Source organism: bacterium (assembly GCA_021372515.1).
In the GTDB taxonomy this organism is placed as follows: domain Bacteria; phylum Gemmatimonadota; class Glassbacteria; order GWA2-58-10; family GWA2-58-10; genus JAJFUG01.
In genome coordinates, this window is sequence record JAJFUG010000095.1 from 1 (window position 1) to 23789 (window position 23789).

The 23789-nt window shown below is 66.5% G+C and carries 14 protein-coding genes; all 14 read left to right on the plus strand.

All coding sequences use genetic code 11. The features are described 5' to 3' along the window. On the plus strand, window positions 1-1686 hold a 1686-nt coding region (locus LLH00_09425; GenBank protein MCE5271487.1), incomplete at its 5' end, for a T9SS type A sorting domain-containing protein. A gap of 16 nt (window positions 1687-1702) precedes the next feature. Continuing rightward, window positions 1703-3262: a hypothetical protein gene (locus LLH00_09430; GenBank protein MCE5271488.1), complete on the plus strand. Its 1560-nt coding sequence runs from the start codon at window positions 1703-1705 to the stop codon at window positions 3260-3262. 29 nt (window positions 3263-3291) lie between these two features. Further along, window positions 3292-4404 carry an amidohydrolase gene (locus LLH00_09435; GenBank protein MCE5271489.1) on the plus strand — a complete coding sequence of 371 codons (1113 nt, stop codon included), beginning with the start codon at window positions 3292-3294 and terminating at the stop codon, window positions 4402-4404. A 59-nt stretch (window positions 4405-4463) separates the two neighbouring features. Further along, on the plus strand, window positions 4464-5615 hold the full coding sequence (locus LLH00_09440) for an amidohydrolase (protein ID MCE5271490.1): 1152 nt from the start codon (window positions 4464-4466) through the stop codon (window positions 5613-5615). 48 nt (window positions 5616-5663) lie between these two features. Continuing rightward, complete coding sequence (locus LLH00_09445) at window positions 5664-8126, plus strand: hypothetical protein (GenBank protein ID MCE5271491.1); 2463 nt, start codon at window positions 5664-5666, stop codon at window positions 8124-8126. Between the two features lie 17 nt (window positions 8127-8143). After that, window positions 8144-10618, plus strand: a complete 2475-nt coding sequence (locus LLH00_09450; GenBank protein ID MCE5271492.1) for a hypothetical protein — start codon at window positions 8144-8146, stop codon at window positions 10616-10618. Window positions 10619-10650: 32 nt separating this feature from the next. Then, window positions 10651-11337, plus strand: coding sequence for a hypothetical protein (locus tag LLH00_09455; GenBank protein MCE5271493.1), 687 nt, complete (start codon window positions 10651-10653; stop codon window positions 11335-11337). A 31-nt stretch (window positions 11338-11368) separates the two neighbouring features. Continuing rightward, window positions 11369-12190: a HEAT repeat domain-containing protein gene (locus LLH00_09460; GenBank protein MCE5271494.1), complete on the plus strand. Its 822-nt coding sequence runs from the start codon at window positions 11369-11371 to the stop codon at window positions 12188-12190. Window positions 12191-12234: 44 nt separating this feature from the next. Beyond that, window positions 12235-14454, plus strand: a complete 2220-nt coding sequence (locus LLH00_09465; GenBank protein MCE5271495.1) for a hypothetical protein — start codon at window positions 12235-12237, stop codon at window positions 14452-14454. A gap of 41 nt (window positions 14455-14495) precedes the next feature. After that, a complete protein-coding gene (locus LLH00_09470; protein ID MCE5271496.1) occupies window positions 14496-15659 on the plus strand; it encodes a hypothetical protein in 1164 nt (387 codons plus the stop codon). A gap of 228 nt (window positions 15660-15887) precedes the next feature. Further along, window positions 15888-17543 carry a sodium:solute symporter family protein gene (locus tag LLH00_09475; protein ID MCE5271497.1) on the plus strand — a complete coding sequence of 552 codons (1656 nt, stop codon included), beginning with the start codon at window positions 15888-15890 and terminating at the stop codon, window positions 17541-17543. A gap of 25 nt (window positions 17544-17568) precedes the next feature. Next, complete coding sequence (locus tag LLH00_09480) at window positions 17569-19662, plus strand: alpha-galactosidase (GenBank protein ID MCE5271498.1); 2094 nt, start codon at window positions 17569-17571, stop codon at window positions 19660-19662. A 52-nt stretch (window positions 19663-19714) separates the two neighbouring features. Next, window positions 19715-22339: a DUF6259 domain-containing protein gene (locus LLH00_09485; GenBank protein MCE5271499.1), complete on the plus strand. Its 2625-nt coding sequence runs from the start codon at window positions 19715-19717 to the stop codon at window positions 22337-22339. Window positions 22340-22423: 84 nt separating this feature from the next. Continuing rightward, window positions 22424-23698, plus strand: coding sequence for a Gfo/Idh/MocA family oxidoreductase (locus LLH00_09490; GenBank protein ID MCE5271500.1), 1275 nt, complete (start codon window positions 22424-22426; stop codon window positions 23696-23698). Window positions 23699-23789: the final 91 nt, after the last annotated feature.

A 23789-nucleotide genomic window follows, 5' to 3' on the forward strand; every position in this document is an offset into this window, starting at 1 on the left:
GCCGCCGCCAGCACGATCTGGTACGATGATTTCAGCAGCGACAGGACCGAATACACCGAGAGACAGAACGATCTCGACACGCGGGTCGGGTTCGGGGGCCAGGGCGGCTCGCTGCCCTGTGTCTACGACAAGGGCTCCCAGGGCACGGGCAACCGCAAGCTGTTCTTCGGCGACAGCCCCTACGGCACCACCGTGGTCAAGGCCGGGGAGAAGTTCGAGGAGGTCTACTGGCGGGTCTACGTGCTGCACCAGTACGGCTGGACCGGCGGCGCCGAGGCCAAGCTCAGCCGTATCACCAGCATTGTCAACGGCAGCTGGGCCCAGGCCATGATCGATCATGTCTGGGGGTCGAGCAACGAGACCCTCACCCTCGACCCGGTGAGCTGCGTCGAGGGCGACCAGGTGCTTTCCACCGGTTACAACGACTGGAACGCCATGCATTGGCTGGGCAACTCGCCCTCCGCCCAGATGAGAATCTCCAGCACCGAGGAATCGGGCTGGTGGGTCTGCGTGGAGGTCCGCTGTAAGCTCAACACCCCCGGCAAATCGGACGGTGAGACGCAGCTCTGGATCGACGGCCACCTGGAGACCGAGCGCCACAACATGAATTTCCGCGGCAGCTACACCGTACACGCCCTCAACGCCCTGTTCCTGGAAGCCTACTGGAACGAGGGCTCACCGGTGAAGCAGACCCGCTGGCTGGATAATTACGTCGTCTCCACCGCGCCCATCGGCCCGGTGACCACCTCGGTGAACCCCACGCTGATCAAGCGGCCCTACCACGGGCCGGGGACCCAGGCGGGCTGGGAGGCGGAGCTGTCCCAGTCGCTTCAGGGCGAAGCGGTCTGGCACGGCGCGGTGCAGGGCACGGCCGACACGCTGCGCGTGGACGCGGCGACCGGGCGGTTCAGCGGCGCACTGGAGGGCCGGACCGCCCTCGACCCGGGCACCCGCTACTGGGTCCGGGTGCGCCAGAGCGGCAGCGATGGAGCCTGGTCCGAGTGGAGCCGCTGGCACCAGCCTTTCGTGACCGAGGGCCAGTCCGCCACCGGCGCGCTCGACTGCGACTGGAACGGTGACGGACGCTCCACGCTGGCGGATGTGATCTCGTTCCTGCTGTTCCGCCGCGACCACCCGACCGACACTGCCGCGGACTACGACGGCGACGGCCGTCTGAGCGTGCTCGACCCCTACCGCATGCTCAAGGACATCCTGGCCGGACGCTGCGGACTGCCCGTGCTGGCCGCGGCGTCAGCGGGCAAGGACGGTGGAACCGCCCTGGCCCCGGCCGACCGCGAGTACGTGCTGCAGCAGATGAGCAGCCTGCCGCTCAAGGAAAACGAGCGCACCGCGCTGCTGGCCGCGCTGGATGAGGCCTCGCGGCGCTCCATCCTGCCCGCCGCGTTCAGCCTGTCCCAGAACTACCCCAACCCGTTCAACCCGCAGACTGTCATCCCTTTCAGCTTGCCGGAGTCGCAGGCCCCCGTCCGGGTCTCGCTTAAGGTCTACGACCTCCGGAACCAGCTGGTGCGCACCCTGGTCGACGGGACCAGGGAGGCCGGGGTGTACACGGTGTTCTGGGACGGTGCGGACGAGCAGGGCCGCACCCTGCCCAGCGGGGTCTATTTCTACCGTCTGCAGGCCGGCGCGCACAGCCTGACCCGCAAAATGGTGCTCTTGCGCTGAGCCTCGAGGAGAACGCATGCAACGACGTGAGCTGATCCGGGCCGGCGCCGCGCTGGCCCTTCTGGGCGGGACCGCCCCCGGGGTGTCCCAAGCCGAGGGGCCCTCGCACCTCTGGGAGGGCTACGATTTCGGTTCCGGCCCCCCGGCGCCCGACCGTCTGAACCAGGGCCCCTTCGGCATCGAGCAGAGCGAGGTCTGGGCCACGATCGGCAGCACTTCACAGAGCGCGGCCCATATCCGCAATTTCGGCGTCGGGTTTGTCGGCTACGCCTGGGAGGAGGGCGGCCCGGCCCTGGCGGTGCGGCGCGGGCAGCAGAAGCTGGAGGACGCGGTTGAGACCCTGGCCGCGCTGCCGTTCAACGACGTGATCTACATCCGTTGCGACTGGCGCGACGTGCAGAGCGCCCCCGGCCGGCTTGACCTGGCCCCGGTCTGGCAGGTCTCTCTCGATGCCGCCAAGCGCCACGGCCAGCGCATCGCGTTCCGCGTGCAGATGTCCAACCCGAAGCCGGTCCCGGCCGGCTACCGCGCCCTGCCAGATTTCCTGCTCGAAAAGGTGCCCCTGGTGCCCATCGGCCCCTACCCGGGACGCGGGGACCAGATGTTCGAGCCACGCTACGACCACCCCGAGTTCATCAAGGCTTTCCGCGAGCTGAACGAGCTTCTGGCCGCGCGATTCGATTCCAGCGGCGAGGTGGAGTTCATCGACCTGATGATGTACGGCTGGTGGGGCGAGGGCCACACCAGCGGCGCCGGGACCCCGTTCAACGACTATTACACCGCCGAAAAGACCTTCGTGGAGCTGACTCGTATCCAGTTCGAGAATTTCAAGCGGATACCGCTGGCGGCCAACACCCAGCCGGATGGCAACCACGTGGGCAACAACGAGGTGTTGGACATGACTGTCCGCGCGGGCGGCTGGCTGCGCTCGGACAGCATCATCCACGACGAGCCGATCCAGATCGAGCGCCTGGCCCACCGTCCCCCCTGGCTGGCGGTGGTGATCGAGCAGGGCTGGGCGCGCGCCCATGCGCTGGACAAAATCCCGGTGGACGCCGCCGGGGTGAGCGCCAAGGACAAGTCCATGCTGCATGTGCTGGACCTGGGGGCCAACTACTGGGCGCTCTGGACCGAGGGCGAGAACCTCCGCCTCTACCGCGAGCGGTTCCCGCGGGCGTTCGAGGCCCTGGAGGCCCGGATGGGCCACCGGGTGCGACCCTCCTGGCTCTGGCAGCGCGAGCGCTGGGACCGTCCCGAGCTGATTATTGGTTTCACCAACGATGGCGTGGCCGGGGCGCCGGGCTATCTGCGGGTGAGCGTGGAAAGCCGCGACGGCTCTTACCGCGCCTCGGGCTGCCTGGACGCCGGACAGCCCTACGGTGGCAAGGTGCGCCAGGCCCAGTTCGTACTGCCGGAGGACATGTTCGGCCGCGAGGTGCTGATCCGCGGCGAGATCGTGACCAACGGCGTGGCGCGGCCCTACCGCTGGTGCTGCGCCCAGCCGCTGGAGCCGGACGGGGCTTATGCGCTTCAGTTGAAAGAGAAAGGCAAGCTGGTCTGGGGTGAGGTGTACTGAGACGTGAGAGGCGGACACTGGAGGCGTGTATGTCCAACCTGATCGGTTTTCATTTTCTGGGAGTGATGCTGGCTCTGGCCGCGCTGACTGCGGCCGGCGCGGTGCTTTCGCCGGCGCAGGCCCAGTCGGGCTCGCAGGAGCCGGCCGCCTGGCCCAAGGTGGACGCCCACGCGCACGTGATGTCCATCCGTCCGCAGGACGAGGCGGCCTGGCTGGCCGACCTGGAGCGCTGGAACATCAAATGGCTCACGATCTGCACTGCGGTGGATGACAGCCAGCACCTGCGCCGTCAGGTCGAGACCGCCGCCCGCCTTCACGCCGCGCACCCGGAGCGCCTGGCCTGGGTGACCACTTTTCCGCTCTACGAGTGGGGCCGTCCCGGCTGGCAGGAGAAAGCCCTGGCCGCGCTGCGGGACGGGTTCGAGCGGGGCGCGGTGGGGGTCAAGGTCTGGAAGGATATCGGCATGCTGCTCAGGGACCCGGACGGCGGCTACGTGCAGATCGACGACCCGCGGTTCGGCCCGCTGCTCGACTATATCGAGAGCCAGGGCCGCACCCTGGTGGCCCATATCGCCGAGCCGCGCAGCTGCTGGCTGCCTTTGGACAAGATGCTCAGCCCCAACGACAGCGACTACTATGGGCAGCACCCGCAGTACCACGCTTTCCTGCACCCCGAGATGCCGGACTACTGGACCATTATCGCGGCCCGCGACCGCATGCTGGCCGCGCACCCGCGCCTGCGCGTGGTAGGCTGCCACCTGGCCAGCCTGGAGTTCGACGTGGACGAGGTGGCGGCGCGCCTGGAGCGCTACCCCAACCTGGCCGTGGACCTGGCCGAGCGGGTCTACTATCTGCAACTCCAGGACCGGAAAAAAGTGCGCGACTTTGTCCTCAAGTACCAGGACCGTATCCTCTACGGCACCGACCTGGTGGTGGACAGCGCCGGCGACCCCACCCGCCCGCTCGCGGCCTCGCTAGCCCGCACCGACTCGGTTTACGCTCAGGACATCCGCTATTTCGCCACGGACGGGCTCCTGACCGACTGGAAAGTGCCGGGACAGTTCCAGGGCCTGGCCCTGCCCGATTCGGTGCTGAAGAAGTTATTCTGCGACAACGCGAAGACTTGGTTTCCCGGGATCTGAAATTGAAGCTGTGATAGGCCCTTATGGGCATTGAAGTTAAACGGAGACGGAGGTATGAGATGGCGAGCGGAAAGGTGAGTGAGAGAGGCCTGGCGGCTGTGGTGTTCCTGGGGGCGGCGCTGCTTGTCCTGTCGCTGCTGGGTCTCGGCTGCTCGGGCGGCGCCCAGCCGCAGCCCGCGGCCGCGGAGCAGGGGATGAGCGCGGAGGAGTTGGCGGCCATGCCCAAGATCGACGCGCACGCGCATTACATGGGTGTGCTGGATGAAGAGCTGCCGCCGCTGTTCGAGTGCCTGGACGGCTACCATATGAAATGGCTCACTATCTGCACCGTGGGCCTGACCGACTCGGCCAAGGTGGCCGCCAAGATCGCCCTGGCCGCGCGCCTTCACGAGCAGTACCCCGAGCGGGTGGCCTGGGCCACCACGTTCCCGCTCTACAACTGGAACAATCCTGACTGGAAAGAGAAAGCCCTGGCCACGATCCAGGACGGCTTCGAGAAAGGCGCGGTGGCGGTCAAGGTCTGGAAAGAGATCGGCATGGTGCTCAAGGACCCGGACAGCAGCTACGTGATGATCAACGACCCGCGTTTCGACCCGATCTTCGACTACATCGCCAGCCAGAACCGCACCCTGGTGGCCCATATCGGCGAGCCGCGCAACTGCTGGCTGCCGCTCGACTCCATGACCGTGAACAACGACCGCAAGTATTTCGCCGAGTTCCCCCAGTACCACGCCTACCTGCACCCCGAGATTCCGCATTACTGGAAGCATGTCGCAGCGCGCGACAGCGTTCTGGCCCATCACCCGAACCTGCGCGTGGTGGGCTGCCACCTGGGCAGCGTGGAGTGGGACGTGGACGAGCTGGCCAAGCGCTTCGACCTCTACCCCAATTTCGCCGTGGACATGGCCGCGCGGGTCTGCCACCTCCAGGTGCAGGACCGCGAGAAAGTGCGCGCTTTCCTGATCAAGTACCAGGACCGCGTGCTCTACGGCACCGACCTGGGCGCCGGCCGCGAATACATGCAGACCTCCATCGACAGCACCGTGGTCAAGATCAAGACGACTTACGACAAGGACTTCAAGTATTTCGCCACGGACCAGGAGATGGAAGTCTGGGAGGTCAACGGCAAGTTCCGCGGCCTGGCCCTTCCGGCCGAGGTGCTGCGCAAGATTTTCCACGACAACGCCGTGAAATGGTATCCGGGCATCTGACCCGGCCGGCCTGAGCGGAGAGGTTCACTCTCAACAGGAGAAGTCAGGATGCGCTCACAGTTCGGATTGTCCCTTGCGTTGCGGCTCACCTCGCTGCTCGTTGCGGCCGCGCTCTGCGGCTGCACGGCGCAGGCGGAGCAATCCGCCGCCGCGCCCCAGGCCGCGGCCGACCTAACCACCTGCGGCTGGCAGGTGATCGGCCCCGGCGGCGGCGGCGGTATTTTCAAGCCCACGGTCAGCCCGCACGACCCCAATCTAATGCTGGCCCACTGCGACATGACCGGCGCTTATATCAGCTACGACGGTGGGGACAACTGGCGCATGTTCTACACTTGCAACGTCCCCGAGGCCTTCGAGTTCGACCCGGTGGACCCGAACGTGATCTACGTGGCCGCGCGCGGGTTCCTCTGGAGCGAGGACCGCGGCAGCGGAGTGGGTTTCCTGCTGCGCTCGGCGGACAAGGGCCGCTCCTGGCGCATTGTCTACCCCGACATGTCGAAGGCCGACACCACTCTCAGCCTGCCGCAGAGCCGCCAGGTGCTTCCCTCCCAGGTAGTCCAGGGCACTGCGGACGCCACGATCCAGAAAGTGGAGGTCGATCCCTCCAACAACCAGCGGATATTCCTGGGCATGGCCCCGCTCGAGACCTACATGAGCCGCGGCAGTGAGGCCCCGCTGCGCCAGGCCATGCTGATGGTTTCGGACGATGCGGGCGGGTCCTGGCGCACCGCGGCCGAGTTGCCGGGCCGGAGCGTGCTGGGGCTGTACCCGGGCGCGCCGGACGGCAAGCCGGATGAGGTCCTGGTGATCACCGAAAAGTCGGGCGCCCTGGTGGATGTGGTCAAGGGCGCCGTGACCCCGCTGCCCCTGCCGGCCGAGTTCGCGGTCTGCACCGCCGGCGGCGTGGGCAAGGACGGCAGCGTGGTCTATGTGGTGGGCTACGGGCGCAAGGATGGCAAGGTCGCGGGCAGCGTGTATCTCAGCCGCGACCGTGGAAAGAGCTGGCAGGAGGCAGGCAGCGGCCTGCGCTACGAGGTGCCCGAGAACGGCGTGCCCGAGCTGCGCGGCCTGGCGGTCTGCGAAACCCGTCCCGAGGTGGCCTACATCTCCAGCGCCAACGCGCGCGAGGCCCGCGACAAGGCGGGTGCATGGCAGTACGGCATCTTCAAGACCTCCGACAGCGGCGGCGCCTGGCAGCCGGTCTGGCTGTCCGACGACAAGGGCTACCTGACCAGGAACCACGAGGGCTCCTGGCTCGACAAGCAGTGGGGGCCCGGCTGGGGCGGCAACCCGATCGACATCGGAGTCGACCCGCACAACCCCGACCTGGTGTTCGGCTCGGACGCCGGGCGCGCCTACCGCTCGCGCGACGGCGGCAAAACCTGGAAGGAAATCGACAGCCACAACAACCCGGACGGCTCGTACTCCACCAGCGGCCTGAATGTCACCACCTGCTACGGCGTGATTTTCGATCCGTTCGACGCGAACCATTTCTTCATCACCTACACCGACATCGGCCTGTTCCACACCCTGGACTACGGCAAGACCTGGCTGCACTCGGTGAAAGGGACGCCTTTCCCCTGGACCAACACCTGCTACTGGCTGACTTTCGACCCCAAGGTTCAGGGCCGCGCCTGGGCGGTCTGGGCCAACGCGCACGACCTTCCCCGCGACAAGATGTTCGGCCGGGACGGGCGGTTCGACCGCAACCAGGGCGGAGTGACAGTGACCGCGGACGGCGGCCGCTCCTGGAGCGTGGCCGGAACCGGGATGCCGGACAACGCGGTCTCCACTTGCGTGCTGGTCGATCCGGACAGCCCGGTGGACAGCCGTCACCTCTATGTCACCGTGTTCGACAAGGGCGTGTACCGCTCGATCGACGGCGGGGCGAGCTGGAGCCTGGCCAACAACGGCCTGGGCGGCAACCTCTACGCCTGGCGTATCACCCGCACCTCCGGCGGGCGGCTGCTGCTGCTCATGACCCGCGGACGGCGCGGGCCGGAAACCGTGCCCGGCGCGCTGTATTCCAGCACGGACGGCGGCGGCTCCTGGCAGAGTGTGGCCCTGCCCGAAGGGGTGGTCGCACCGCACGACATCCAGGTAGACCCGACGGACGACAAACGCCTCTACCTGGCCTGCTGGACCCGTCAGGGCGACAACGGCGTGGACACCGGCGGCGGCGTGTTCCGCAGCGAGGACGGCGGAGCGAGCTGGAAACGGGTGTTCGACGAGCGGGTGCGGGTGAACTCCCTGGCTGTGAGCCCGGCCAGCCCGCAAACCATTTTCATCAACACTTTCCAGAACGCGGCCTGGCGCAGCGATGACCGGGGCGAGAGCTGGAAGCGCCTGGAGGGCTACCGTTTCAAGTGGGGCCAGCGGCCCAACATCGACCCCCGTCGGCCGGACCTGATCTACCTGACCACCTACGGCGGCAGCGTGTTTGTCGGACCGTCCACGGGTGTGCCCGGCGCGGTGGAGGACATTGTCAACATGCCATCCGCCTGGTGGTGAGAATGAAGGATAAGGGGATGACACGCACAGAGCCGAAGCAGAACAGCGGTCCGGGGCAGGGGCTGAGACGCTGGCTGGCCGTGGGTCTGGTCGCACTGGGCCTTGCGTCCGGCGCCGGTTGCTCCGGGGCCGGGGGGGATGCAGCGAAAGAGAGCGCCTCCCCCGCGGGCTGGAAAGTGATCGGCCCGGGCGGCGGAGGCGGGCTGTTCGACCCGACTGTCGACCCGTCCGCCCCCAGCCACGTGCTGATGCGCTGCGATATGACCGCCGGTTATTACACGCGGGATGACGGCCGCAGCTGGGGCCTGTTCAACCTCTGGACCGTGGTGACCGATTTCGAGTTCGCCCCGGCAAGCAGCGGGACAGTCTATGCCTCCACCCGAGGCTACCTTCACGACGAGGACCGCGGCTCAGGATTGAGCCTTCTCTGCCGGAGCCGGGACGGCGGCGCGCACTGGGAGATTGTCTACCCCGACCCGCTGAAATTCAAGCCGCTGGAGAAGCTGCAGAGCCTGTCGCTGCTGCCCTCGCAGATGTCGCCCGGGCTGCCGGACCGCTCGATCGACAAGGTGCGGGTGGATCCGGCGGACTCGAACCGGATTTACCTCGGGATGTCACCCCTGACACCCTACATCCCGCTGCGCGGGGAGAAGCCCGAGGGCGAGGCTATCCTGATGGCCAGCTCCGACTGTGGGGTTTCCTGGCGGCAGATGGCGGCGCTACCGGGCAGCAAGGTTCTGGCGCTGGTCGCTCTGTCCGGGGCTGGGCAGCCCGGCGCTCTGATCGCGATCACCGACTCGACCTGTGTCGAGGTGAAAGCGGACGGAGAGACAGTGATTCACCCGCTGCCGGCCGGGAGGGCGCAGTCCGCGGAGGGCGGCGTGGGGACTGACCGTGCGGCGGTCCTGTACGTGCTGACACGCACCCGGTACGAGGGTGACCGCCTGGAGGGCGGACTGTTCCGCAGCCGCGACCTGGGAGCCACCTGGGAGCCGGTCAACGGCGGTATCCTGAAGACTGTCCGGAACGAGCGGGTCAAGAGCTTTGCCAGTTTCGCGGTCTGCGAGGGCGCGCCGGAGCATCTCTACCTGTCCGGGTATTCGGAGGCCGAGGACAGCGTGAGCCGCGCGGCCGGGGAGCATGAGTTCATCCTGCGCAGCCGGGACTCGGGAGACTCCTGGAATACGGTCTACCTCGCCGATTCGCGGGCAGTGCTCTCGGGCAATTACGAGGGCTCCTGGCTGGGCCGTGACTACGGCCCCGGCTGGGGCGGCGTGCCGATCAGCATGGGGGTTTCACCCACCGATCCGGAGGTCTGCTACGGCACCGATTACGGCCGCGCCTACCGCACCCTGGATGGTGGCACGAGCTGGCGGCAGGTCTATTCGGTCAACCACCCCGACAGTTCCTGCACCGGCACCGGCCTGGATGTGATCTGCTGTTACGGCCTGCATTTCGACCCCTTCGACCCGAAACATCTGGCGATCTCGTATATCGATGTCGGCCTGTTCCAGAGCTACGACGGGGGCGAGAGCTGGTTCCACAACATCGAGGGTATCCCCGGGGACTGGGTCAATACCTGCTACTGGGCGGAGTTCGACCCCACAGTGAAAGGCCGGATGTGGTCGGTCTGGGCCAACGTGCACTCGCTGCCGCGGCGCTCGCAGTTCGCGCCCGGACGGTTCCAGAAAGGCCTGGGCGGGGTGGTGCTCTCCGAGGACAGTGGCCGCACCTGGCGCAAGAGCTGTAATGGCCTGCCTGAGCATTCGGTGGTCACCCATATCCTGGTTGACCCGGCCAGCCCGCCCCAGAGCCGCACCCTGTATGCCTGCGTGTTCGACCAGGGGGTGTACAAGTCCACGGACGGTGGGGCAAGCTGGAACCTTTGCGCCACGGGCCTGGGCGAGCACCCCTACGCCTGGGAGACCCGTCTGGCCGGCGGACGCCTCTATTGTCTGTGCGTGCGCGGCTGGCCGGACAACGACACGGTGGTGGACGGCGGCCTGTACGTGAGCGAGGATGCCGCTGCCTCCTGGCAGAGGATGGAGCTTCCCGCCGGGGTCAACGCCCCCAGCGACCTGCTGATCGACCCGGCTGACCCCAACCGCATGTACCTGAGCTGCTGGCCGCGGACAGCGGACGGAAAGGATATCTGCGGCGGGCTTTACCGTAGCGATGACGGCGGGAAAACCTGGAAACAGACTTTCGACGAGAGCTGCCGGGTCTACGCCGCGGCCCTGGACATACAGGATCCGTCCACGGTCTATATCAACACTTTCCAGAACGCGGCCTACCGTAGCGTCGACCGGGGTGAAACCTGGAAGCGCCTGGAGGGCTACCGGTTCAAGTGGGGGCACCGTCCCGTGCCCGACCCGCACCACCCCGGCATGCTCTACCTGACCACCTATGGCGGCAGCGTGTTCTACGGGCCGGCCGCGGGCGTGCCCGGCGACGGGGATGACCTGGCCGATATGCCCCGGGCCTGGTGGTGAGATACGCGCTGCGTGCAATGAGGAGGCTTGCGATGGGAAAACACCTGGGGCTTGCTCTGTGCACCGTGGTTTGCCTGTGCACCGCCGCGCTGGCCCAGACTTACAGCACCCGTTTCGAGGGCGCGGAGAACCCGCTCTCCGAGGGCGGGCGCTGGCGGAACGCAGGCCTCGACTGGGCCACGTTCCGCAAGGAGGGTGGCCTCGCGTTCGGTACACAGAGCGGCGAGGAGGTGGGCGCGGCGCGGTACAATGATTCGTATGCGATCTTATCCGGGTTCCCGCCGGACCAGGAGGCCTGGGGCGAGGTCCGTATCGCCCGGCCCGACTCCACCTTCAGCCAGGAGCTGGAGATCCTTCTGCGCTGGAGCAGCTCGCCCCACCGCACCACCGGGTACGAGTGTTTCGCCCGCTGCCTGAGCGGGGCCGGCTCCTATGTGCAGATAGTCCGCTGGGAGGGCCCCTTGGGCAAGTACACCTACCTGGCCGACAAGCACGGGCCAGAATACGGGCTGAAAGACGGCGATATACTGAAAGCCAGGGTGGTCGGCAACGTGATTACGGTCTATGTCAACGGTGTGGAGAAAGCCCGGGCCGTGGATGACACCTTCAAGACGGGTGACCCCGGCATCGGGCATTTCCTGGGCGGTAAAAATGGTCACGGAAAAGGCACGAACGCCGATTTCGGCTTTGCTGGATTCACGGCGCGAAGCATTGAATGAAAAAATTGCATGCATGAGGATTGGATTGCCGATGAGAACAGCCATTATTACGTTACTGGCCGCGGCGGTTGGCTGCGCGGGCCTGCGGGCCGAGACGCCCGCCGCGCTTAGCACGGCCCTCGGCTCGCCCCAGGCCGCGGTGCGCCTTCAGGCCGTGCGCGACCTGGCGCTTGATTACCCGCAGGAGTCGCTGCCGCTGATGCGGCAGGCAGCCGCCGCGGACACCGACCCCCTGGTGCGCGAGCGCGCGGTGCAGGCGCTGGCGCTCTCCGGTGGACACGGCTGCGAGGCGGCCCTGGACTCCGCCCTGTCCGACCCGGTCTGGTTCGTGCGCTGGCGCGCGGTGCAGGGGCTTAAAACCGTGGGCGCGCGCGGGCTGAGCGAAAGGGCCGCCGCCGAACTGGCCGCGGATGAAAGCTGGCAGGTGCGGGTTAGTCTCTACGAGCTGGCCGGTGATATCCTGACCGGCACGCTGCACGCCGCCGCGGCCGAGTCCAGGCCGGAAAGCCCGTGGCGCGGTGTCCTGCTGGGCGGGCTCAAGGACAGCGACGAGCGGGTGCGCCTGGCCGCGGCCACGGCCCTGGCCGCGAACCACGACCCGGCGGCTTTCGAGCCCTTGACCGCACTGCTCAAAGATGGTGCGCTGTTCACCCGGGATGCCGCCGCGGTGGCCTTGGGCGTCCTGGGCGACCGTCGCGCCGCGCCCGCCCTTCTCACTGCCCTGACCGATCCGCGCAACGAATTCAGCGACGAGGGCCGCGACTGGGCGCGCTGGGGTGCGGCCAAGGCCCTGGCAACCTTGAGCGGCAAGGATTTCGGGCTGGATGCCGCCGCCTGGCGCAAGTGGATGTAGGCGAACCGGTGAAAAACTTCAAAAATCATCTTATACGGCCTGCAATGCTTGCCGCTGTTGTGTTTGCGGCCCTGGCTGCCTCCAGCGCGACCGCTGCGGTGGACCTTTCGGTCGCGCCGGTCGCGCGGCAACTCAACCCGGTGATAAAGAGCCAATCGGCTGAGTTCGAGCTTTCGGTACAGGGCGAGACCCCGCCGGTGTTCCAGAGTCTTGAGATCGAGGGCCCGGTCGACAATGTCCGTCTGCACGTGACGGGCGGCCTGGATTACAGCAGCATCGAGGCTCTGGCGCAAAGCCTCCTCCGCCCGGGTATGACCGACGAGGAAAAGGTCAAGGCCATTTTCTATTTCGCGGCCACGCACCTTTACGACCGCGGCAGCCAGGGCTGCGACGACCCCCTGGAGTACGTGAGCCTCTACGGCTACAGTTTCTGCGGCAACTTCGCACTGCTGCTCAACGCCCTCTGGCGCGCGGCCGGGTTCGAGACCGTGTTCCTAAACCCGGTGATCGGCATGCCCAGCGGGCACACGATCACGGCGGTCAAGTACGACGGCGCCTGGCACATGTACGATTCCCGGCTACGCGGCTATTTCCTTAACCGCGACAACCACAGCGTGGCCTCGCTGATCGACCTGGACCGGGACGATTTCCTGGTGCGGCGCGGCCTGGACTACGGTTTCCGCATGAACAACCACTGGGACTATTTCACCATCCTGACCAACTACTACAACTCCGAGTCGGACTGGTACGACGGCGAAAACGCGCATTTCGGCAACCGGAGCCTGTTTCACGCCACCTGCCCGGAGTGGGACAGCCGCCTGACACTGCGCAAGGGCGAGCGTGTGGTCCTGGGCCGCACTGAACAGGGCCGCTGGTGGAACCGCAAGGACCTCAGCCCCCGCTGGCAGCAGCTCCACCGTAACGAGGGCGGCGAGGCGAGCACAGTGCCGCCGCTGCTCTATGCCAATGGGAAGCTGATTTTCGATATTGACCCTGCCCTGGCCGCCGTCCAGGCCGCGGCGCGCTCCGGGATCAAAGCCGCGGGCGGCGCGTTCCAGCCAGAGCGGGCCGGTGAGCCGGGCAGTGTGACCTACCGCGTGCGCAGCCCCTATTTCATCCCCTCGATGCAGGTCGAGGCCACGGCGAATCTGGCCGGAGCAGGGGACCGGGTAACGGTGGAAATCTCCGCGGACAGCGGCCGCACCTGGGTCAGCCTGGGCGAGGCAACCGGACCGGGGGAGAAAAAGATCGAGCTGGCCAGTGATGAGACCCAGCGTTCCACCATGTACAGCACCGACAAGTACTCTTTCCTGGTGCGGTTCAGCCTGAGCGCCGCCGGCAAGCCCGCCGGCTGCCGCCTGAGCGGGGTGCGGGTCAGCGCCGACCTGTTCTACAGGCCGGAGCTGCTGCCCGAGCTCAAGGTGGGGGCGAACACGCTGGTCTGGCGCGACAGCGGCCGCGGGGGAGCGCCACGCAAGGTGAGTCTGCGCTGGCTGGAGGACACGAACATCACGTTCTCCGAGGACCGTCCCTGCGAGGATGACAGCGTCTTTATCAGCGCGCGGGTGACCAACCGCGGGGATGAGACTGCGAAAAACGTGCAGGTCCGGTTCTGGGACGGCGACCCGGAGCAGGGCGGAGTGGAGATCGGCCGCAGCGTGATCGCCTCTCTGGCCGCCGGAACCACCGCCCGGGTTGGAGTGCCCTGGCGCGCCGAAAAGCGCCACCTGGGGGCGAGCCAGGGTATCTCGCTGGCCAGCCACGCCGGGGTGCCGGGCTACGTGCACAACACGATTTTCGTGCGGGTGGAGCCGGAAGAGGGAACCACGGAGAGTGACACGGGCAACAACACTACCAGCCGCGAGATCACGGTCTACAACAAGGCCAACCTGGTGCTGGTCGATCCCTCCTTTGTCACTTTCTCCCGCAGCGGCGACAGCGTGCGCCTGTGCGCCATGATCCGCAACCAGAACCTCTACGGCTGGCTGACCCGGGCGCGGGAGGCGCGGGACGTGGCGGTGCGCTTCTACGACCGTCAGCCGGTCGAGGGCCGCCTGGATGCCCACCTGATCGGCGAGGCCGTAATCCCGCGGATAGAGCCGGGCGAGTTCGGTGCGGCGGAGGTGGAGTGGGATGTCAGCGGCCTGAGCGGACGCAAGCGGATTTACGTGGTGGTCGACCCGTTCGACCGCATACCGGAGGTCTGGCAGACCCACTCCGGCCAGTACATGCAGCTCAAGAAAGATATCGACCTGCCCGAGTGAGAGCGCGGGGCGGCCCGGCCGCCCTGTCAAGGAGCGAGAGTATGATGACTTCCCGGCAGCGCATGCTGGCCGCCCTGGAGCGACGAGTCCCGGACCGTTTGCCAGCCACCACGCACCATATCATGCCCAGTTTCCTGGAGGACCGTCTGCCGGGCCTGGACACGCAGGGTTTTTTCGACCGTTTCGGCCTGGATGCCCTCACCTGGACCGTGCCGCACCGCCCCGACCCGTCCAAAGGCCAGTATTTCGACCCGCAGCAGGGTGAGCCCGGGTTCCTGGAGAGCCGGCGGGTGGCGAGCGAAAACTGGCGGGTGCTGGAGGAGGAGGTCCCCGGCCACGAGTACCGGACCACGCGCTACCGTATCGTCACCCCGCGCGGCGAGCTCACCTGCGTGCTGCAGGGGGACCGTCACACCACCTGGGTCAGCGAGCACCTGATCAAACAGAAAAAGGACATCGAGCTGATCGCCGACTACGCCACCGCGCCGCTGTGCGATGTGGAGGCGGTGAACCGCGTGGCGGTGGAGTTCGGCGAGCGGGGCCTGGTGCGCGGCCACATCTGCTGCTTCGACATCTACGGCCAGCCGGGCTGCTGGCAGGACGCCTCCTGCCTGGTGGGCACCGAGCGGCTGATCATGGAGACTTTCGATGATCCGGAATGGGTCCACGCCCTGCTGAAAATACTCCAGGAGCGTAAGAAAGTGTTTGTCCGGTCTCTGGCCGGGGCGCGCTACGACCTCCTGGAACTGGGCGGCGGCGCGGCCAGCAGCACGGTGATCTCGCCCGATATGTTCGAGCGGTTTGTCGCCCCCTACGACAGCGAGCTGATCGCGCTGGCCCACGCGGCCGGCCAGCGGATCGCCTACCACCTGTGCGGCGGGATCATGCCGCTGCTGGAGCTGGCCGCTGGCATGGGGCCGGACGCCCTGGAGACTTTCACCCCGCCTGAGATGGGCGCGGATGCCCGTCTGGCCGAGGCCAAGGAGCGTATCGGCGGCAAGGTCTGCATGATCGGAGGGTTCGACCAGGTGCACTTTTTCACCGGCTGCACACCCGCCGAGACCGCGGCCGAGGTGCGGCGCTGTTTCGCGGCCGCGGGCGGGGGCGGCGGATACATTCTATGTCCATCGGACCATTTTTTCGACGCCGAGCCGGAGTGCCTGCAGGCCTACGCCTCCGCCGCGGCGTCCTGCCTGTACGACTGACAGCGGCGAGGAGGCTCCCAATGCGCTGGATCGAGATGTTCTGTTATGGTTTTGTCCTCACGGTCATAGTTCTGATCGCCCGCGGGGCGATTCTGGCTTATATCGATTTTCAGCGCGGCCGTCGCCACGAAAAACAACAGGGGCAATAAAAACCGACCGTGTCACGGCCCTCTCGGACCGCTGGTGTCCGATATCCTGAATACCGGCTTAAAATAACCTGGAGAAAAGATGATCGGCGGCTATGACATTGCGATAATTTTCGTCTGGCTGGCCCTGATGTTGGCCCTGGGCAAATACCTGGCGCGCAGTGTGTCCAACACGGATGATTTCTACCTGGCCAACCGCGCTATGCCGGTGACCCTGGTGATCTGCGCCCTGGGCGGCTGCAACCTGGGGATGTACAATTTCCTGGCCGAGGCGGGCAACGCCGCCCAGCAGGGCGTGAGCATCATCTGGCACGAGTGGACCGGCAACATGGCGTTCGCTTTCGCTGGGCTGTTCATCCTGCCGGCGTTCCGGCGGCTCAAGCTGACCACCGTGCCGGAGTTTATGGGCCTGCGCTACGGCCCCAAGGCCCACACGCTGACCGCTTTCATGTACTCGCTCAAGAGCGCCGCCAAGCTGAGCACGATGATGTACATGGGCGCCTACGCCGCCTCCATCATCATCCCGCAGCTCAATTTCTATGTCTGGATCTGCATTTTCGCGCTGGTGGTGGGGGTCTACACCTACGAGGGCGGGATGGTCAGCCTGATTTTCACCTCCGCCGCCCAGTTCATCATGATCCTGGTCGCCTCGCTGATCGGCTACTCCTTCATCGCGGCCAAGGTGGGCGGGCTGCCCGGGATAGTGGAGAAGCTGCCCGCGGAGATGATGAATTTCGTGCCGGCCCAGGGCAAGTTCGACTTCAAGTTCATCCTCGCCATCCTGTTCCTGGGGGTGAACGCCTGGACCTGCGACCAGAGCATGCTGCAGCGCTCGTTCGGCTCCAAGAACGTCAAGACCCTGGTGCGGGCCATGGTGCTGACCGGCATCGTGCTCACGCCGATCAACCCGTTCCATTTCTTCTCCGGCCTGGCCGCGCGCATCCTGGTTCCCGAGGCGCCCTCGATGAGCGTGGACGCGATCATGATCCAGCTCTACACCAGCCTCATCCCCACGGTATTCCTGGGCCTGTTCATCGCCGGGCTTCTCTCCGGGCAGCTCTCTGTGATCGGGGCCGAGCTGAACGCCGGAGCCACGGTCCTGGCCCAGGACATCTGGCAGCGCTGGCGCCGGACCGCGCCCAGCCCGCAGCAGAAACTGCGTTTTTCGCGCCTGATGACCCTGCTGATGACCGGCCTGATGCTGCTCGGCTCGATCCTGGTGCTCAAGGTCGGTTCGGTGGTGGATGTGTTCCTCTCGATCATCGGCATTTTCGACACACCGATTTTCGTGGTCGCGATCCTCTACGGTCTCAAAGTAAGGCGGATCAACCAGGCCGGGGCCATCGCCGGGTATCTGGGCGGAGCGCTCTGTGGCGGCGTGGCGCGCTGGGCCTGCACGGCCTACAACCTGCCGGACTACCTGTGGTGGACCACTGTCTCGGCGTTCTTGGGCGCGGCGATAATCGCGCTGGTGGTGAGCCTGTTCTTCGCCCCGCCCGACCGCGCCAAGATCGACGCCCTGTACGAGCGGGAGCAGGAGGAGGACGCGGACTGGTACCATATCATCCCGCGCTCGCTGCTGGGCAAGTGCACCCTGGGCCTGATTATAATCGGTGCGGCGCTGTTCTTCGCCGGGATACTGATCGGCGGGATGGGCGGGGCGCACGCCTCGCTGCTGGCCGTGGGCGGGATGGTCGTCTATTTCGTGGGTTGCGGAACACGTCTTCTTTTCGAGTAAGTACGGGCAAGGAAAGGATCGGGAAATGGATTTCAAGACGACACGCACGGAAAACGGCCTGCGCATAATGAGCGGCTCGCTGCGCCTGGACATAGACAACGCCCTGGCGCTGCGTCCGGCCCTGGCGGATGGAAACGGAGGCTGGCTCTGCCCGGTGACCGCCGAGACCCCGCTCGCCCCGGCGTTCTACCTTCAGCTCGAGGGCCTGGCGGTGACCGCTTTCCGCTCCGACTGGGAGCGGACAGAAGTCTGCCAGGTGGGCTCCAGCCTGGGGCCGGGCAAACGGGTCGTGCTGCACGGCGCGGCCGATCAGTACGGCCACCCGCTGTACCCGGGCCTGAAAATCGGCGTGAAACTGGAGCTGGAGTTCTACGATCGATACCCCTCGGCCTTTGTGGGCGCGGCCGAGTTCACCAACCTGGGCCGCCGCACCTACCGTGTCGACCGTCTGGCCGGCAGCCACTACCGCCTGGACCGCCGCCTGCTGGAGCCCGAGGCCGCGCCCTGGGCTTTCGCCTCCTACCACGGGGCGGCCTGGCGCTGGGGCACGGACTACGAGGTGGTCTGGCTGGACAGCCGTTTCAGCCGTCAGAATTTCATGGGCCTGGGCGAGTTGACCGGCTCGGGCGGCGAGGGCGGCGGCACCCCGCTGGTCGACCTCTGGTCGCCGAAAGTCGGCCTGGCCGTAGCCAGCGCCGAGCCGCGTCCGGAGTGGATCAGCCTGCCGGTGAGCGCCGGGCGTGACGGCCTGGTGGAGCTGTGCGTGGAGGAGGCGCCCGAGGCGCGCCTGGGCCAGAAAACAACCCTCGGCCCCGGCGAGAGCCTGCGCACGATCCGCTCGCTCACCGTGCTGCACAAGCTGGATTTCCACGACGCCCTGCGCACCTACGCCGACATCCTGCGCTCGCAGGGCGTGGCGATACCGCTCAACTCTCCCGCGGCCTGCCACGAGCCGTACTGGAAAAGCTGGGGTTTCGGCCTGGATTTCACCCAGGAGCAGATTTTCGGCGCCCTGCCGGAGCTTAAGGAATTCGGCATCCGCACCGCGCTGCTGGATGACGGCTGGTTCGTGCATTACGGCGACTGGGAGCCGCACCCAGCGCCGGGCAAGTTCCCGGGCGGCGAGAAAGACCTCCAGGAGTTCACCCGGCGCATGCAGGCCGAGGGGTTCAAGATCGGCCTCTGGTGGTATCCGCAGGGGGTCAGCCCCGACAGCCGCCTGGCCGCCGAGCACCCGGACTGGCTCGTGCGTCGGGAGGACGGCTCTTTCCCCACCTGCCAGCGCGGCCTCTACTACCTGTGCGCCGACTGCCCCGAGGCGGTGGAATACGTGCGCGGCCTGACCACAAAGATCATGGGCGACTGGGGCTTCGACTCGCTCTACCTCGACACCACCGGCCTGAGCGCCGCGCCGCCCTGTTTCAACCCGGCCCACGCCCACAGCTCGCCCCTGGACAGCTACCGCAACCAGTACAAGCTGTTCCGCGCGATCTACGAGACCGCCCGGGAGCTGAAAAACGGCTGCATGATCGAGATGTGCATCTGCGGCATCCCGCACGACCCGTTCAAGATGCCCTACTACAACCTGGCCAACGCCTCCGACCCGGTGAACCTGAACCAGGTCCGCCGCCGGATCAAGGTGGAGAAAGCTTTTCGCGGTCCCGCGTTCGCCGTGGGCGACTGCTACCAGATCCCGATCCACGAGTGGGAGGGCTGGTCGTGCCCGGAGTCGTTCGAAAGCGCGTTGGGCGCCGGGGCGCAGGCCACCACGCTGTACTCGAAGCTCAGCCCCGAGCAGATGGAAAAATGGAAACACTGGTTCGGCCTGTACCGTGAGCTGGGCCTGTCCAGCGGCGAGTACCTGAACCTCTACGACCTGGCCTGGGACAAGCCCGAAGCGCACGTGGTGAAAAAGGGCGATCGCCTTTATTATGGATTTTTCGCCGAACGCTGGAGCCGGGCCACGCCGCTTGAGTTGCGCGGCCTGGAGCCGGGCCGGGTCTACCGAGCGCGGGATTACGCCGCCGGGCGCGACCTGGGCACTGTGAGCGCGGAAAAATCCGTTCTGGCCGTGGCTTTCCGGGAGAGCCTGCTGGTGGAGTTGACCCCGGAGCCGTAAGCCGCCCGCACGTTAACCATCTGGCCGGACCCACTCCGGCGGGAGAGAGAAAATGCCCTGGCGTATCCTGTGTGTGATCGCCATCCTGACAGTCGCATGTGGCCGGAGTGCGCCGCCCGCGGAAAAGACCCCGCCGGCATCAGCTGCGGGAGACATTTACGACGGCCGGGTGTTCGGTATCTACAAGCCGCTGGAAGCGGTGGAGAAAGACGGCCGGATAACGGTGAGCGGCGAGACTTTCGCCTGGACGTTCGACTGCGCCAGCGGCCAGGTGATCTCGGCCCGCGCCCTGGGGGATGAGTTCCTGGCCGCGGGGGCGAGTTTCCCCAATCCGTACGTGGGGCTGTTCCCGGCCAGCGACCCCGGGGCCAGTGTGGACGGCACGGCGGAGAGCCGCCCGCGCTACGGTTTCGAGAAAGCCGTGGCGATCCGGCCGACTCTGTTCTCCGGCGGCCTGACCAGCGCTGTCCGCCTGGAGAGCATCGCCAGCGACAGCGTGACCACCCGCCTGGTCTCATCCGCGCCGGAGAATGTAGAGATCACCTCCAACGGCCGCTATCTGGACGAGGCCGGCCAGCCCACCGGGCTGCGCTGGGAGGTGGGCTACCGGATCGACGTGGACGGATTCATGAAAGTGACCGTGCGCCTGAGCACGGAACGCAAGCTGATGTTACGCTGGCACTGCTACAACCACACCATGTTCGACCGCCGCAGCGTCCGTTTCATGGCGCGGGACGAGGACCCGGGCGCTCCGCCGTTCAACATCCGCCAGGCCCCGACCGTATCGCTGGAGGGCCTCGCCGAGGGTGCTCCCGTGCTGGAGTCGCACTTCAACACGCTGTTCCACCTGGGCAACCCACTCACCGGCATCGAGTTCACCAAGGAGGAGTTCTCCGAGCGCCTGAGCGGCTACCGTGATTCCGCAGTGCGTCTGCCGGACGGCAAGGTGGCGGACACCGGGTCGGTGGAGACAACGGACGGCAAGGTGCTGGAGGGCTGGGACTCGCGCGGCCGCCAGGACATTTTCACCCAGATCTACAACCGCCCGGCCGGACTGGAGCTGGAGGAGTTCGATGTCCGCAACACCACGGTCCCGCTTAACCCCGGCGAGACCCGTGAGCGCTCGTTCTACGTGCAGCTCACCCCGCCCAAGCTGCCCCGCGCGGAGCTGGCCGGGGCGCGCATTGTCTGGCCGGGGCCGCACCAGATACGCATGGCGGGCTGGAAAGGCGACAGCGCCGCCTGGGAGCCGCCCTCGGATGAGCAGGTGCGCCAATGGGCGCAGATTGGTGTGAACCTGATCGTGGGCGGGGCGAACTATTTCTCGGGCGACTACGCCCGGCCCGACCAGCCCGAGAAAATCCGTCATTTCCTGGAGACCGCCCACGGCCTGGGTCTGCGGGTGATCCCCTATGTGACCACCTCGGACTGGGATTTTTCGGCCCCCGGCTACCAGGAGCACGCCGCCGACTGGATGAGTTCCAAGGACATCGAGTTCATCACCGAGACCAGCCTGATGTGTTTCGGGGCCGAGGGCTGGCGCAAGCACGTGGAGGGCCAGTGCGACACCCTGCTGATGAATTTCCCGTTCGACGGCCTGTATGTCGACAACTGGTTCATCACCCGTCACTGCACCAACGCCCGCCACGGCTGCGGCGGCTACCTGGGGCGCTACGTGACCGACGGGTACCATGATTTCGCCCGCCGTCTGCGCCGCGTGGTCGCCCGTCACACCGGCGGCAAGGGGATCATGCTGTTCAACACGGACAATGTCTCCTGTTCCACCAGCCTGGCCTGGTTCGACCTGCGGCTTTCGGGCGAGAACAACAACCCGCTGCGCCTGGCCGGCGAGACCGTGCTCAGCACCTGGAACGGCAAGCGCCAGGGGGTGCAGTCCGTGGCGATGTGGCGCGAGGGTCAGGACCCGCTGGACATGCTCAATTTCTGCGCCCGCTACGGTTTCTCGTTCCGACTGATAGGCGGCCGCCGGGAGAGTGACATGCTGGAGCGCTGGAGCGCGGCAGCCTCACCCGACACGCCGCTGGGCTTCAACCGCCTGTACTGGGACATCGAACGTTTCTTCGGAGTCGGCGCGGCGCAGTGTTTCAGCGCGTTCGACAGCCGGGACGTGCTGAACGTCTCCGGCGAGGGCTCCACTGTGACCGCCTATGCGCGTGACGGCCGGGTGCTGCTCTGCCTGGGCTGTCTGCCCGGCGGCGCAGCGGTCGCATCCCGCGCCCCGCGCGGCGAGACCCTGAGCCTCAGGCAACCCGAGACCCTCGGCCTCGATCCGGCCGCGCGCTACCGTCTGGTGGACCTGGTTGCCGCGGCCTACCTGGAGAAAGGCCGCACGTTCAGCCTGACCGACCTGGCCGCCCTGAAACTGGCTCTCACCCCCGGCCGGACCAGTTTCCTACTGCTGGAGCCGGCCAGTGAGGGGCCGCGCCTGGTGTTTTTCCGCGGGGCGGACGGGGCAGCGGTCGAGGCTGCGGGTGACACCCTGAAAGTGACCCTGGAGGCGCCCGAGGGCGCGCCGCTCGGCCTGTACCTGGACCCGGACGGCGGGACTTACCAGTCCCTCACCCCGGAGGTGCAGCCCACCGCGGGTGCTTCTCTGGCCGCGTTCAGCGGGTCTGTGCCCGCCGGTCGGCAGGTGCTTTTATTGCTTAAGCGCTGAATAATGTTTGACAACGGACGTCTTTTGATTAAAGTATGGTTTTCCACGATGAACTAATTTTTTTGTAAGCAAGGATGGAGGAAGATGATGGAAGATAAACAGAAAGAGACAGGCCTCAGCCGCCGGGATTTCATCCTCAAAGGCGCCGGGGCCGCCGCGGTGGCGGTGGCCGGGCTGAGCGCGCTGGGCGCTCCGGCGATCGTGCGCGGCCAGAACCTGAACAGCAATCTCAACGTGGGCGTGATCGGCACGGGCAGCCGTGGCTGCTACCTTCTGCGTATCCTGGCCGCCCAGCCGCAGGTGATCATCTCGGATGTCTGCGACATCTACCCGCCGAACCTGGAAGAGGGCAAGAAAGACTCGGGCAACCCCAAGGTCCGCGCCTGGGAGGACTGGCAGAAGATCATCGAGCAGAAGGACGTGGACGCCGTGGTGGTGGCTCCGCCGCTGTTCCTGCACGTGCCGTGCAGCGTGGCCGCCCTTGAGGCGGGCAAGCACGTGTTCAGCGAAAAGAGCATGGGCCTGACGGTCAAGCAGCTCAACGAGGTGGGCGCCGCGGTCAAGGCCCACCCGGACAAGGTCTACCTGGTGGGCTACCAGAGCCGGATGATGGACTCGTTCAACGACGCCAAGAAACTGGTCCAAGGCGGCTCGCTGGGCAAGTTAGTCCAGTTCTACGTCCACTACGACAACAACCGCACCTGGCGCAAGGACGATGTCGATCCGAAATGGGAGCGCGTGCTCAACTGGCGCCTGTACAAGGAATACTGCGGCGGCATCCTGACCGAGCTGCTGACCCACGAGATCGACATGGTCCTGGATATCCTGGGCACCATGCCAGTATCCGGCTCCTGCACCGGCAAGATCCAGGTCTACCAGGACGGGCGCGAGCACTGGGACAGCCTGATGGGCCACTGGGAGATGGAGGACGGGGTGATCGGCGTGGCGAGCGGCGGGCTGGCCAATGCCCGCTGGGGGAGCTCCTGGGCCATCCACGGCACTTTCGGCACCCTGGAGTTCACCGGCAGCGCCTACCGTATTTTCTGGGAGAAAGAGACCCGCCACCTCCAGCAGCTCGGGCTCAAGCACAAGTTCAGCCAGATCAAGCTGGGCCAGTCGCTCAACGTGAGCGACGCCCCGATGACCGAGCCGGACAAGGTGGTCGACTACCGCGACAACACCGAGGACGGCAGCACGCGGGCGGTGCAGAATTTCTTCGAGTGTATCCGCAACGGCGGCCAGCCGGTGATGAACTACGACACCTGCCGCCGTCCCTCCATCGCCGCGCTGATGCTGTACGAAAGCTCGTTCGACGGCGGGCGCAAGGTCACCCGCGAGGAGATCGAAGCCCAGGGCTGAGGGCAGGGCAGCCGCAAAGGAACCGTCAAGGGGCGCGCATCCCGCGCCCCTTTTCTTTTGCCGGGAGCCCGGACAGCCTTATTTTCCTGAA

What these genes read in the sequence shown, in the direction of transcription:
- LLH00_09435 (MCE5271489.1), top strand. Translation starts at nt 3,292, where the DNA reads ATGTCCAACCTGATCGGTTTTCATTTTCTGGGAGTGATGCTGGCTCTG.
- LLH00_09455 (MCE5271493.1), top strand. Translation starts at nt 10,651, where the DNA reads ATGGGAAAACACCTGGGGCTTGCTCTGTGCACCGTGGTTTGCCTGTGC.
- LLH00_09485 (MCE5271499.1), top strand. Translation starts at nt 19,715, where the DNA reads ATGCCCTGGCGTATCCTGTGTGTGATCGCCATCCTGACAGTCGCATGT.
- LLH00_09465 (MCE5271495.1), top strand. Translation starts at nt 12,235, where the DNA reads ATGCTTGCCGCTGTTGTGTTTGCGGCCCTGGCTGCCTCCAGCGCGACC.
- LLH00_09475 (MCE5271497.1), top strand. Translation starts at nt 15,888, where the DNA reads ATGATCGGCGGCTATGACATTGCGATAATTTTCGTCTGGCTGGCCCTG.
- LLH00_09430 (MCE5271488.1), top strand. Translation starts at nt 1,703, where the DNA reads ATGCAACGACGTGAGCTGATCCGGGCCGGCGCCGCGCTGGCCCTTCTG.
- LLH00_09445 (MCE5271491.1), top strand. Translation starts at nt 5,664, where the DNA reads ATGCGCTCACAGTTCGGATTGTCCCTTGCGTTGCGGCTCACCTCGCTG.
- LLH00_09480 (MCE5271498.1), top strand. Translation starts at nt 17,569, where the DNA reads ATGGATTTCAAGACGACACGCACGGAAAACGGCCTGCGCATAATGAGC.
- LLH00_09490 (MCE5271500.1), top strand. Translation starts at nt 22,424, where the DNA reads ATGATGGAAGATAAACAGAAAGAGACAGGCCTCAGCCGCCGGGATTTC.
- LLH00_09450 (MCE5271492.1), top strand. Translation starts at nt 8,144, where the DNA reads ATGACACGCACAGAGCCGAAGCAGAACAGCGGTCCGGGGCAGGGGCTG.
- LLH00_09460 (MCE5271494.1), top strand. Translation starts at nt 11,369, where the DNA reads ATGAGAACAGCCATTATTACGTTACTGGCCGCGGCGGTTGGCTGCGCG.
- LLH00_09470 (MCE5271496.1), top strand. Translation starts at nt 14,496, where the DNA reads ATGATGACTTCCCGGCAGCGCATGCTGGCCGCCCTGGAGCGACGAGTC.
- LLH00_09440 (MCE5271490.1), top strand. Translation starts at nt 4,464, where the DNA reads ATGGCGAGCGGAAAGGTGAGTGAGAGAGGCCTGGCGGCTGTGGTGTTC.